Raw genomic sequence first — 12952 nt, 5'->3', positions numbered from 1 at the left:
GTTTAAGACTTGTGAATATTTCCTTTTGTAGAAAGGTTAGGGGCGATTAAAATGGAGATAAAAATGTCTCAACAGTTTGATCTTGTTGTAATCGGCGGTGGTCCAGGTGGTTATGAAGCGGCGATTCGTGCTGCTCAGCTTGGTTTTAAAGTTGCATGTATTGAAAAACGTGTACACAAAGGCAAACCATCTTTAGGTGGTACTTGCTTAAACGTCGGTTGTATCCCATCAAAAGCATTACTTGATTCTTCTCATCACTATGAAGACACACTTCATGGCTTAGATGTTCACGGTATCTCAGTTGAAAATGTACAACTTGACTTGGCTAAACTTTTAGCACGTAAAGACAAAGTTGTAGATAACTTGACCAGCGGTGTTGCTCAATTACTTAAGGGTAATGGCATCGAATGGTTACAAGGTACTGGTAAATTACTTGCTGGTAAAAAAGTTGAATTCACACCATTGGATGGTGGTGATGTTCAAGTTCTTGAACCTAAATTTGTTATTCTTGCAACAGGTTCAGTACCAGTAAATATTCCAGTGGCTAAAGTTGATGAAGACTTAATTGTTGATTCAACTGGCGCATTAGAATTTCAAGAAGTTCCTAAACGTCTTGGTGTGATTGGTGCAGGTGTCATTGGTCTTGAACTTGGTTCAGTATGGCGTCGCTTAGGTTCAGAAGTTGTGGTGTTTGAAGCATTAGATACATTCTTACCAATGGCTGACAAAGCTTTGGCAAAAGATTATCAAAAGCTTTTGACGAAACAAGGTCTAGATATTCGTATCGGCGCTAAAGTTTCTGGTACTGAAATTAATGGTCGTGAAGTGACTGTTCAGTATAACCAAGCTGGCGAAGACAAAACTGAGACTTTCGATAAGTTAATCGTTTGTGTGGGTCGTAAGGCTTATGCAGAAGGCTTATTGGCAGAAGATTCAGGCATTAAATTGACTGAACGTGGTCTTATCGATGTAAACGATTGGTGTGCGACTTCAGTTGATGGCGTATATGCAATTGGTGACTTAGTTCGTGGTCCAATGCTTGCACATAAAGCAATGGAAGAAGGTGTAATGGCTGTTGAGCGTATGCATGGTCATGCTGCTCAAATCAACTATGACACGATTATTTCAGTGATTTATACTCACCCTGAAGCTGCATGGGTTGGTTTAACTGAAGAGCAAGCGAAAGAAAAAGGTCACGAAGTGAAAACGGGTCAATTCCCATTTGCTGTAAATGGTCGTGCTTTGGCTGCAAATGAATCTGCTGGTTTCGTGAAGTTTGTTGCAGATGCAAAAACTGATCGTCTATTGGGTATGCACATTATTGGCCCAGGCGCTTCTGATATCGTTCACCAAGGTATGATTGCACTTGAGTTTGTATCTTCTGTTGAAGATCTACAGTTGATGACCTTTGGTCATCCAACTTATTCAGAAGTTGTCCATGAAGCTGCATTGTCAGTAGATGGTCGTGCAATTCACGCGATTCAACGTAAACGTAAATAAAATAAAAGAGCGGTTTCGACCGCTCTTTTGGATTTAGACAATGATTCAGTGCTGAATCATTGTCTACAGGTAGAAAAACAAATTTTAATAAATGCTAATAGTTAGTGAGATGGATGTCTAATTATTGGTGTGTCATAACAATGTGAAAAGTAGTAAAAGGTAAAAAATGAATTTACATGAGTATCAAGCGAAAGCGCTGTTAAAAAAATATGGTATGCCAGTTCAAGAAGGCATTTTGATTACAACACCAGAAGAAGCAGCAGCAGCCTTTGATCAAATTGAAGGTAAATTCGCTGTCATGAAGGCACAAGTTCATGCTGGTGGACGTGGTAAAGCTGGTGGCGTAAAAGTTGTTAAATCTAAAGAAGAAGCAGCTGAGTATGCAAAAAATCTTCTAGGTACTCGTTTAGTTACTTATCAAACAGACGCAAATGGTCAACCTGTAAATAGCATTCTTGTTTGTGAAGACGTGTATCCTGTAGAACGTGAATTATACCTCGGTGCGGTTGTTGATCGTTCAAGCCGTCGTGTGACTTTTATGGCATCGACTGAAGGCGGTGTTGAAATTGAAAAAGTTGCAGAAGAAACACCTGAAAAAATTATCAAAGTTGAAGTAGATCCATTGGTTGGATTACTTCCATTCCAAGCGCGTGATGTTGCATTCCAATTGGGCTTAAAAGACAAGCAAATCAACCAATTTGTAACAATCATGACAGCTGCATATCAAGCATTTATCGACAATGATTTTGCTTTATTTGAAATTAATCCACTTTCAGTTCGTGAAAATGGCGACATCCTGTGTGTAGATGCCAAAGTGGGTATCGACTCAAATGCGTTGTATCGTTTACCTGAGATCGCAGCAATGCGTGATAAATCTCAAGAGAATGAGCGTGAGTTAAAAGCATCTGAATTTGACCTGAACTATGTTGCACTTGAAGGCAACATTGGTTGTATGGTGAATGGTGCTGGTCTTGCAATGGCAACCATGGACATCATCAAGCTGTATGGTGGACAGCCTGCAAACTTCCTTGACGTAGGTGGTGGTGCAACTAAAGACCGCGTAATTGAAGCGTTCAAAATTATTCTTTCTGACTCTTCAGTACAAGGCGTTCTGATCAATATCTTTGGCGGTATTGTACGTTGTGACATGATTGCGGAAGCAATTATTGCAGCGGTTCAAGAAGTAAATGTTACTGTACCAGTGGTTGTTCGTTTAGAAGGGAACAATGCTGAGTTAGGTGCAAAATTACTTGATGAATCAGGTTTAAAATTAATTTCTGCGAATGGTTTGGCTGATGCCGCAGAAAAAATTGTTGCTGCAGTGAAAGCGTAAGGAGTATCAATCATGAGCGTATTAGTAAATAAAGACACAAAAGTATTGGTACAAGGTTTCACTGGTAAGAATGGTACTTTCCATTCTGAGCAAGCAATTGCATACGGCACAAAAGTTGTGGGTGGTGTAACACCAGGTAAAGGTGGTCAAACCCATATTGGTTTACCCGTTTTCAATACTATGCGTGAAGCAGTAAAAGAAACAGGTGCGAATGCAACATCAATTTATGTACCTGCACCGTTTGTTTTAGACTCTGTAATTGAAGCAATTGACGCAGGTGTTGAGCTGATTGTTGTGATTACAGAAGGCGTACCTACTTTAGATATGCTGAAAGCTAAACGTTACCTTGAAACGTATGGTAATAATGCACGTTTAATCGGTCCTAACTGCCCAGGAATTATCACACCGGGTGAATGTAAGATCGGTATTATGCCAGGCCATATTCATCAACCGGGTAAAATCGGGATTATCTCTCGTTCTGGTACATTGACATATGAAGCTGTTGCGCAAACCACTAAACTTGGTTTAGGTCAGTCAACGTGTATCGGTATCGGTGGTGACCCAATTCCAGGTATGAACCAAATTGACTGCTTAAAATTATTCCAAGAAGATCCACAAACTGAAGCGATCATCATGATCGGTGAGATTGGTGGTACAGCAGAAGAAGAAGCTGCTGAATATATCAAATCTAACGTGACTAAGCCTGTAGTGGGTTACATCGCTGGTGTAACTGCACCTAAAGGCAAACGTATGGGTCACGCAGGTGCGATTATTTCTGGTGGTCAAGGTACTGCTGAAGAGAAATTCGCTGCATTTGAAAGAGCGGGAATGGCTTACACTCGTAGCCCTGCTGAACTTGGTTCAACTATGCATGAAGTATTGAAAAGTAAAGGTTTAGTTTAAAACATAGCGTTTTAAATTCAATACAGAAATGGGAGTCAATTGACTCCCATTTTTTGATTTTGAAATGAATGTTGAAAAGATTTAAATAAATCAACTTTTCACTAAACCACTTTCAACTATCAACAATTCAGTTTTGACTCATCACTACACGTGACCATGAAAACCATTCATACAGCATCAGTAAAATTGAAATAGTACACAACAACTCGAGCACCTTTGTGAATTAGTGTGTGGGTAATGCTGAGTCCATACCACATGCACGGCCAGTGACAATAACAATTTGACTAGGTATTGTCATGATTGAAAGCCTGTTGTGAATATATCTATTGTTTTTATCATACTGATATATAAGAAATTCTATTATATTACCAATATGAGAATTTTTTTGATTGATACAAGCGTTAAAACAAGCATCGCTATGAAGATTAAAAGATAGATCACTAAAATAAACCGATTTATATGACTGCATCTTATTTAAAATTATAATTGTGCTATATTTTAAAAACTTGTCTTTAACAAGATGAAATTCAAATGAAAAGTATCACATATAGCTTAGTCCTGTCTTTTATTATGATCGGGCAGGGTTATGCAGCTGATATGTTGTTTGTAGATCAAGAATCGACTTTAGAGCCCAACCAACAATTTATTTATATCAATAACAAGGTGACTGAAGCACTACCTGAGTTTGAACAAGAAGCGCTATTTAATATCCAAACACATGAAAATAGCCTAAGCAATAATATAAATGAACAACAAAAAAATGATTTTTTTGAACAAGCAACTGAACAGAAAAAACTTGCTGAAGAACATGATCAACAAGTAATGGACTATTCAATTCTGAACAATCAATTTTATGAAAATGATCGACTGAGAATTTTCAATTACACCGCATATAACATGCAACAACTGAAAAATACGTTGTTAAACCCAACCAATACAAATAGCAGTGGCACTGAATTAACCATTTCCTTTGGGTATGGTATGGAATTTAAAATTAATGCTTTAAATAAGCTAGGTTATGAATATATTTCGAGTTTTCCTTATGATCGTGGTCAGCTATTACGGTTGTATTGGGTTCGAACTTTAACTTATTAATTTGTAAATAATCATATTTATAACTTTTCAATCATGGATAAAAAATGATGAATGTTCTACAACTTGAAACATAAGCTTGCATTGATATTCATCCTCTTTCATTAAAGTAGACCTATTCGTCGAATAGGATGTTCAGCCATGATCAAAAAAGTACTACTGCTAAGTTTAGTGGGTGTTTCTCTCACAGGATGCATCGTTGCCCCTTATGATGATTATCCTGATCGTTATGATCAACGCCATGAGCATAGACATGATTCTGATGGTCGCTGGGGGCGAAGTGATCGACATCGTTGGGAGCATCAGCATGATGATGATCGATACGATCATGGCCATCGTGATTGGAATAAAGATCGTCGAGATAGACAAGATTGAAATATTACTCAATATTTGCATGTTTTAATGTGAAAAATGGGCTATCACAGCCCATTTTTATTGCATAAATATTTATTTTTTAGATTGATTCTTCAAACAATTATTTAAATTATTTTTTTAAATAGCCCAGCATGTACAACACCAGCTCTCGTCTGTTTTTGTAGTTGCCATGATGCAGGTAAAGTCAGTTGATGTAGTGCACGATCTGCTTCTACATAAATCAAAGCATCATTTTTAAGATATTGATCAACTTTTTGAGCGAGTTCTTCCCATAAGTTAAGGCTATATGGTGGATCTAGAAAGACCAGATCAAATTGTTCATTCATACTCAATAAAGTCTGCTGAGCCGTTTGTTGTTTTAATTGGCAATTTTCAGCTTTCAGTAATTGAATGTTCTCTTTTAATATTTTAGCTTGTTTGGGATTCGGTTCAACCATGATCACTTGCTGAGCGCCACGAGATAATGCTTCAAAACCGAGTGCACCTGAGCCTGCGCAGAGGTCGAGTACCTTGGCATTTTGAATATCCCACATTAACCAATTAAACAAGGTTTCACGCACACGATCAGGTGTTGGACGTAAGCCATCAACATCGGCGAAGGGGAGAACACGACGTTTCCATTCTCCACCAATAATACGTAGTTGATTCTTTACTTTATTATTCACTAATATCTGCCTGAGTTGCTGGTGAAGCCGTCGTTTGCGGTGTAGGTGTCGAAGCTGTTGAGTTGCTGGTATTGCCAGTATTGGTACGAGTTGTATGCTGTGTTGCGGTATTTTGAGGTGCTGTATTTGGTTTGGGCTTAGGCATAGCATTCGGATTGGCTGATAATGTTACATCGCCACTCGGTAATTCACCCGGTTTAATTCCCGCAGTCATCAAACCGCCACTCATTTGATGGCTCAGTGGTACCAATGGTTTTTTCTTGCGTGTTAATAACCAATAATCAAATACTGGACGTGCAAGTTGAGCTGCTGAACCACCGTGTTTACCATTTTCCCAAATGACAGCTATAGCGATTTCAGGATTTTCAGCTGGTGCGAAACCGACAAATAAACCATGATCGAGTTGACGTTCAGTTAAAAGTGCTTCGTTATAGCGTTTACCTTGCGCAATACTTTTAACCTGTGCTGTACCTGTTTTACCTGCAATTTGATACATCGGTGTACGAATACCACGTCCTGTACCTGTTTGGATGACATCGACCATAGCATCCCGCATTTTGACCCAATCGGCATCTGTCCCACTGAAATTAATTTTACCTGTAGGTGCATTGAGTACAGGATGCTTTTTAGCACCTTTAGATTCACGTAATACATGTGGGATCACATGTGCGCCGTGGTTGGCTGTAATTGCAGTTGCCATGGCCAATTGTAATGGTGTTGCTGTAAATGCACCCTGACCGATACTGACTGAAATGGTTTCACCTTTTAGCCATTTGCTTTTTCGAGTGCGCATTTTCCATTCAGGGCTTGGATATAAACCTGTACTTTCACTTGGTAAATCTACCCCAGTTTTTTCACCAAAACCAAATTGACGCATCCATTCATTCATCTTATCGATACCCATTTGATAAGAAAGAATATAAAAATAAGTATCGCAAGACACGACAATGGATTTGTGCATATTGACGCTACCATGACCAGTTTTTTTCCAGTCACGAAATTTGTGTGAATCACCTGGTAAATGGAAATAGCCTGGGTCAGAAATAGCGGTATTCCAGTCTACCGTTTTGTAATGAATTCCACCCATAGCTTCCATCGGTTTAATTGTAGAGCCGGGTGGGTAAGAGCCTTGAACAGCACGGTTATATAAAGGCTGATCTAAATTATCGCGTAAGGCGCTATAGTCAGCAGTACCAATTCCTGTAACAAATAAATTGGGGTTAAAACTAGGGCTTGAGACTAAAGCAAGAATTTCTCCAGTTCGTGGGTCAATCGCGACGATTGCTCCACGGCGATCTTTCAGTTGTTCTGCTGCAATGGTTTGTAAACCATAATCTAGTGATAGATATAAATCATTGCCGCGAGTCGATTCTTTACGACCTAAATGACGGAGTACATTTCCGTGTGCATCTGCTTCAATCGACTCATAACCTGGCATACCATGCAATAAATCCTCATAGGATTTTTCAACACCAATTTTCCCGATCAGGTTAGTGCCCGCATAACTGTCTTTATCAATTGTTTTTAATTCTTTATCGTTAATACGACCGACATAACCAATCACATGGGCAAATAATTCACCATGTGGGTAGTAGCGTGTCATCTGCGTTTCAATATTGACACCAGGAAACTGAAACTTGATTTCACTAAAACGTGCAATATCTGTTTCAGTGAGATTGAGTTTTAAGGTGACACGTTCTGTTTTCTTAGACGTTTTAATTCGACTCTTAAAACGATCAATATCTTCTTCACTAAGATTTAAAATAGGGGTCAGACGTTGAACTGTTTCGTCAATATCTTCTACATCTGCTCGGCTAAGTGTTGCTGTAAAAACTGGGTAATTGTCTGCAAGTAGAATACCGTTGCGATCATAAATATAACCACGAGCAGGGGCAATCGGTTGTAAACGAATACGGTTTTTGTCCGAAGCCTCACTAAACTCTTGATGATGGAAAATCTGCAAATAAGCATAACGTGAAACCAGAAGGCACATAAAAAAAGACACGATTCCAATCGCAAAAAACACTCGGCTGCGAAAAATGCGTTTTTCTTGTTGAACATTTTTGAGAGGAAACTGCTGCTTCATACGTCGTCGGCTTAAAGTACTCAAAAGAGAGATTATTGCGGGGCGAAACATTTTACCCCAAAAATGCGGGTAATTATAAAAAAACCTAACATTCTAAATGAAAAATATAGATGACTTTGACTTTGCAGACAGTAAATTTATGGTGATTTGTATATGAGTGATAAAATAATTCTGTTAAAGTCAAAAAATTACGGATAAATAAATTCGACCTAAGTAAAAGATTAGGGGTAATGGAGAAAATAATGAAAAAAATATTTCCCTTATTATTGCTATTAGCAATAGGAAATTTTGCACATGCGACCAGCAGAGAAAGTTTGCCAAGAGATGTGGAAAAGCTTTTACCAGAAGCAAAAATTAAACCAGAAGATGCATCTAAATGGAATCTAGGGGCTGGTGTTACACAGAAAATGATTCATGTGAATGGTGAGTGGGTAAACCCTTATGGTATTGCTTACGTTAAACTAGGTTCTTTTTATAATGATGATCATGCATTTGGTGGGCAGATTGGTTATCGTATACCCGTTGCTTTGAATGGAACGGATAAAAATGGTTTTTACCTGGGTGTTTATGGCGGATCTTTGCAAAGTAAATCTGTAGATGGAAAAGATGAAGTTCAATATGGTGCAGGTGGCGATTTGTCTTATGTCTTATTAAATAAAGAGCGTATCAGTACTTTCAGTGTAGGCATTGGCGCAGGTAGTGAATTACATGATAAAAATGGCAAGATGATTGTGGAAACAAGACCCCAAATACAATTTTCTTACACACTTAGTGTAGGTTTTTAAAATTGATAATGATGTTATGAATACCTTTTGCCCGCAAATATTGAAATAAATACGAGAGTCATGCATGTTGGAATACGTTAGTGATTTGTGGCACGCTTTTACAGCCCGACCAGATCATCTTGCCATATTAAGTATCATTCCCGTGACCGCCTTTGTAACATGGGCACACGTGTGGATGGCCTTGAAAATGGTCTTTTATCCAATTCAATTCTGGGGTTTTCATATTGGTCCATTGCCCGTAGGTTGGCAGGGTATTGTGCCACGTAAAGCTGGACGCATCTCTGGTATTATTACTGATAATACCCTGTCAAAATTAGGATCACTCAAGGAGTTTCTTGAGGCTATGGATCCTGAAGACATGGCTCGTATCATCGGTGAGCAAGTCGGTTTTGAGTTGGAACATTTGATTGATGAGGTGATGATCGATCGTAATGCAACTTTGTGGGAAAACCTGCCTTATTCGATTAAGCGTAGAATTTACAGTCAAGCACATAAACAGATGCCAGGGATTCTCAAAGACCTCGTGACAGAACTCACGATGAGTGTCGAATCTTTGGTGGATATGAAAGAAATGATTGTTCGTCAAATGGAAGGCGATCGTCGTTTAATGGTTCACATGTTCCTTAAAGTGGGACAAAAAGAAATTAACTTCATTTGGCATATTAGTGCAGCCATTGGTGCATTCTTTGGTATTTTCCAAATGTTCGTCTATGTGTTTGTGCCACAACACTGGACTGTGCCATTTTTCGCTGCAATTTGGGGCTTCTTGACCAACTGGATTGCTATTTGGATGGTGTTTAACCCTGTAGAACCGCATTATGTACGTTATCCGCAATTTTTCGAGTTAACTAAAAATCGCAAATTTCCATGGATTAAGCCTGTCATTCCTCGCATCGGAACGTATAATGTGCAAGGTGCTTTTATGAAGCGTCAAGAAGAAGTTTCTGATGTTTTTGCAAGTGTAGTCACAGAAGACCTAATTACGTTAAAATCAATTATGAGCGAAATGATGTATGGGCCCAAAAAAGACAAAACACGACGTATTATCAAACGTCATGTCAATGTTATTATGGAATCGCCTTTAATTCGTACTGCTTTACAATTGTCAATAGGCCCGAGTGAATACGCAAAGCTCAAGACAGACTTGATTGATCGATCAATTGAAATTACGATGGTACCTGTTTGCGACCCTGCGTTTAATGCGAGCCGAGCAAAGAAAATTTTTCAGATGTTTAAAGAACGTATTCGTGAATTAACACCGACAGAATTTCAGAACTTATTACGTCCCGCTTTTAGGGAAGACGAATGGATTTTGATTGTATTGGGCGGTGTCACTGGATTTTTTGCAGGTTTAATACATTTGTTTGTGGCTTTCATATAATTTAGATGCCATTCCAATGACAAATATAAATTTGTCATGGCAAACGGTATCATACATTTTGTTTTAAATGAGGATGTTTTTTTATGCGCATTATATTACTTGGACCACCTGGAGCAGGCAAAGGTACACAAGCTCAGTTGATCTGTAAGCGCTACAATATCCCACAAATTTCAACCGGTGATATGCTCCGTGCTGCGATTCGTGAAGGTACTGAATTAGGTCTTAAAGCTAAAAGTGTAATGGAGTCAGGCGGTTTAGTCTCTGATGAACTTATTATTGGTTTAGTGAAAGAACGTATTGCTCAACCTGATTGTGTCAACGGTTGTATCTTTGACGGTTTCCCACGTACGATTCCTCAAGCTGATGCCTTAGAAAAAGAAGGTATTACGATTGATCACGTGATCGAAATTGATGTACCTGATGAAGAAATTGTAAAACGTCTTTCAGGTCGCCGTCAGCATCCTGCTTCTGGTCGTGTTTATCATACAATTTATAATCCACCGAAAGTGGAAGGTAAAGATGATGAAACGGGTGAAGACCTTGTTCAACGTCCAGATGATGAAGAAGCAACGATTCGTAAGCGTTTAGGTTCTTATCATACTGAAACTGAACAACTTGTTGGTTTCTATCAAGGTCGCGCAGCTTCTGGTGAAAATGCACCAACTTATGATAAGTTGAATGGTTTACGTGCAATCGAAGAAGTTCAAAAAGATTTATTTGCAATCTTAGATAAATAAAATCATATTCAGAGCGTGATTTAAAGCTTTGACAATCAAAGAGACCTGATTCATATTAGGTCTCTTTTTTTTGCTAGAGTAGCGCAGACAATGAAAATTGCATTAATTGCCTTGGTTATTTTAAGTATTGTATTTCTGTTTGGCTTAGTTTTTATGAGCTTTAAACTGTTACGCAAAGCGCAAAAAGAAGAGCTACAACAGCGTCGTGAATTGAGAAAAACAGGGGATTATCAAATTCATCCGCAAGTCGCAGAAGAATGGAAGCGTCTTGAGCAAATGAAAAAGAATTTTGAAGATCAAAACAATAAATAATATGTATATTCAAATATTTGAAAGTAAAATTTGAAATTATGGTGTTATTGGTGTTTTAGCAGCTTAGTCACTCAATGAGCGACGAACTGAATATTTTGAAATTAACTATTTATTTCTATACCTTAAAAATTAACGGATTTACGCTTCGATTAATCTAACGATTCCATGGATGGAATGGGTACCATCATGAAAAAGTTAAAACCAAGTCTATTTTAAACTTCAATATTCTTTGTTTTAATTTGACGATGCGCGCCAAACTCATATTTATCTGGCCAATTGCACACATGCGAGACTACACATTCAGCGCATTTGGGTTTACGTGCTATACAACAATAACGCCCATGCAGAATTAACCAATGATGTGAGTCTAAAATAAATTCTTTAGGAATCACTTTAATTAGTCGATGTTCTACTTCTAAAACATTTTTACCTACAGCCAAACCTGTACGATTTCCTACTCGAAAGATATGTGTATCGACAGCCATAGTTGCTTGACCGAATGCTGTATTGAGTACCACATTGGCAGTTTTGCGTCCAACCCCAGGTAGCGCCTCTAAATCAGCACGATTATTGGGAACTTGGCTTTGATGTTTTTCAATCAGGATTTTACACGCTTTGATCACATTCTCAGCTTTAGAGTTGTATAAACCAATGGTTTTTATATATTCTTTCAAGCCATCGACACCCAGTGCATAAATTTTTTCAGGTGTATTGGCAATTGGAAATAACTTATCCGTTGCTTTATTGACACTTAAATCTGTTGCTTGAGCTGAAAGGGTGACTGCGACCAATAGCTCGAATGGAGAAGAATAATTTAATTCAGTTTCAGGATGTGGACGTTGTTCACGTAGAATTTCAAAAAAAGTTTGGATCTGCTTTTTCGTCATATTTTTAACAGTCACAATATGCTCCTTATTGATGATTTTGTAGTGAGATTAATTGTTGTTGTAGTTCATTCAACTGCACTAATTTTTTATCATCCATTCGTATAGAGAGTTGCTTTTCCAGTTTTTTAATTTGAGTACGAAGTTTTGCTAACTCAATTGTGGTTTTAGCATCAATTGCTGTTGTGGTTTCAGTTGGTTTTTGACTAATTTCTATAGATGGAACGGCTTGGACTTGCGTAGAAAATTGTGCAAATAATTGTGTATCAATTTCTGCACGAACGACTGGACCTTTACGGTGAATTCGTTGTTTTTCTTCACGTTGAATATGTGCATAGTAACGATTTCTTAGATCATTCTGTTCTAAAATGCGATGTTCTTCATTAGGTAATGGTTGAATATCTTCAATCAGATCAATGCAGTCGACAGGACAAGGAGGGATACAAAGCTCACAACCCGTACATAAATCAGTCAGTACAGTATGCATCAATTTACCTGATCCAATGATGGCATCTACAGGGCAAGCACTTATACATTTGGTACAGCCAATACATTCGTCTTCACGAATCACCGCTTTCATACGTTGTGGTCGGCCATCTGTTTGTATAGGCCATACACTTTCTTCAGCAGTGAGTTTCTCTCGGTTAAGCAGTTCTGCCAATGCATCTGCAACAGGCTGACCACCGGGAACACATTTATTGGCATCTTCACCTTGGACAATAGATTGTGCATAAGGGAGGCAGCCATCACGATGACCACAGAGACCACATTGAGTTTGGGGAAGCAGTGCGTCCACTTGCTGAATAAGAGAAATTTGCGAATTCATTTGATAAAAATTTGCTAGCCTGAAAAGGTAAAAACAAGAGAAATAAGTTGGGTATTTTAGCATATTTTTATCG

The 12952-nt window shown here is 38.3% G+C and carries 13 protein-coding genes; 9 read left to right on the top strand and 4 right to left on the bottom strand.

The annotated features are described in order from the left end of the window. Positions 1 to 63 precede the first annotated feature (63 nt). From lpdA to D7V20_RS02835, 5 genes are all read left to right on the top strand, one after another. A complete protein-coding gene (lpdA, locus tag D7V20_RS02855; protein ID WP_120382832.1) occupies positions 64 to 1500 on the top strand; it encodes a dihydrolipoyl dehydrogenase in 1437 nt (478 codons plus the stop codon). A gap of 166 nt (positions 1501 to 1666) precedes the next feature. After that, the gene (gene sucC / locus D7V20_RS02850; protein ID WP_120382831.1) at positions 1667 to 2833 is read left to right on the top strand and encodes an ADP-forming succinate--CoA ligase subunit beta; all 1167 of its coding nucleotides are present in this window, start codon (positions 1667 to 1669) and stop codon (positions 2831 to 2833) included. A gap of 12 nt (positions 2834 to 2845) precedes the next feature. Continuing rightward, positions 2846 to 3736, top strand: a complete 891-nt coding sequence (sucD, locus tag D7V20_RS02845) for a succinate--CoA ligase subunit alpha (RefSeq protein ID WP_120382830.1) — start codon at positions 2846 to 2848, stop codon at positions 3734 to 3736. A gap of 531 nt (positions 3737 to 4267) precedes the next feature. Then, the gene (locus D7V20_RS02840; RefSeq protein WP_120382829.1) at positions 4268 to 4831 is read left to right on the top strand and encodes a hypothetical protein; all 564 of its coding nucleotides are present in this window, start codon (positions 4268 to 4270) and stop codon (positions 4829 to 4831) included. A 138-nt stretch (positions 4832 to 4969) separates the two neighbouring features. Then, positions 4970 to 5203, top strand: a complete 234-nt coding sequence (locus D7V20_RS02835) for a hypothetical protein (protein ID WP_120382828.1) — start codon at positions 4970 to 4972, stop codon at positions 5201 to 5203. A 104-nt stretch (positions 5204 to 5307) separates the two neighbouring features. Here D7V20_RS02835 and rsmD read toward each other — a convergent pair whose 3' ends face one another. Both rsmD and mrdA read right to left on the bottom strand, forming a co-directional pair. Further along, complete coding sequence (gene rsmD, locus D7V20_RS02830; RefSeq protein WP_120382827.1) at positions 5308 to 5868, bottom strand: 16S rRNA (guanine(966)-N(2))-methyltransferase RsmD; 561 nt, start codon at positions 5866 to 5868, stop codon at positions 5308 to 5310. Next, complete coding sequence (gene mrdA / locus D7V20_RS02825; protein WP_120382826.1) at positions 5861 to 7954, bottom strand: penicillin-binding protein 2; 2094 nt, start codon at positions 7952 to 7954, stop codon at positions 5861 to 5863. Before mrdA ends, rsmD begins: the two co-directional genes overlap by 8 nt. Positions 7955 to 8196: 242 nt before the next feature. Here mrdA and D7V20_RS02820 point away from each other — a divergent pair, with 242 nt between their 5' ends. From D7V20_RS02820 to D7V20_RS02805, 4 genes are all read left to right on the top strand, one after another. Further along, complete coding sequence (locus tag D7V20_RS02820; RefSeq protein ID WP_120382825.1) at positions 8197 to 8739, top strand: hypothetical protein; 543 nt, start codon at positions 8197 to 8199, stop codon at positions 8737 to 8739. Between the two features lie 64 nt (positions 8740 to 8803). After that, positions 8804 to 10120 carry a hypothetical protein gene (locus D7V20_RS02815; protein WP_120382824.1) on the top strand — a complete coding sequence of 439 codons (1317 nt, stop codon included), beginning with the start codon at positions 8804 to 8806 and terminating at the stop codon, positions 10118 to 10120. Between the two features lie 83 nt (positions 10121 to 10203). After that, the gene (adk, locus tag D7V20_RS02810; RefSeq protein WP_120382823.1) at positions 10204 to 10857 is read left to right on the top strand and encodes an adenylate kinase; all 654 of its coding nucleotides are present in this window, start codon (positions 10204 to 10206) and stop codon (positions 10855 to 10857) included. A gap of 90 nt (positions 10858 to 10947) precedes the next feature. Continuing rightward, on the top strand, positions 10948 to 11169 hold the full coding sequence (locus D7V20_RS02805; RefSeq protein ID WP_120382822.1) for a hypothetical protein: 222 nt from the start codon (positions 10948 to 10950) through the stop codon (positions 11167 to 11169). Between the two features lie 212 nt (positions 11170 to 11381). Here the strand turns inward: D7V20_RS02805 and nth are convergent, their stop codons facing one another. Further along, complete coding sequence (nth, locus tag D7V20_RS02800; RefSeq protein ID WP_171407747.1) at positions 11382 to 12056, bottom strand: endonuclease III; 675 nt, start codon at positions 12054 to 12056, stop codon at positions 11382 to 11384. 25 nt (positions 12057 to 12081) lie between these two features. Further along, positions 12082 to 12879, bottom strand: coding sequence for an RnfABCDGE type electron transport complex subunit B (locus D7V20_RS02795; RefSeq protein ID WP_120382820.1), 798 nt, complete (start codon positions 12877 to 12879; stop codon positions 12082 to 12084). Between the last annotated feature and the right edge of the window lie 73 nt (positions 12880 to 12952).

The organism is Acinetobacter rongchengensis (assembly GCF_003611475.1).
In the GTDB taxonomy this organism is placed as follows: Bacteria; Pseudomonadota; Gammaproteobacteria; order Pseudomonadales; family Moraxellaceae; genus Acinetobacter; species Acinetobacter rongchengensis.
Note: the sequence above shows the minus strand (reverse complement) of the source record. Positions and strands in the feature narration are given on the sequence as shown.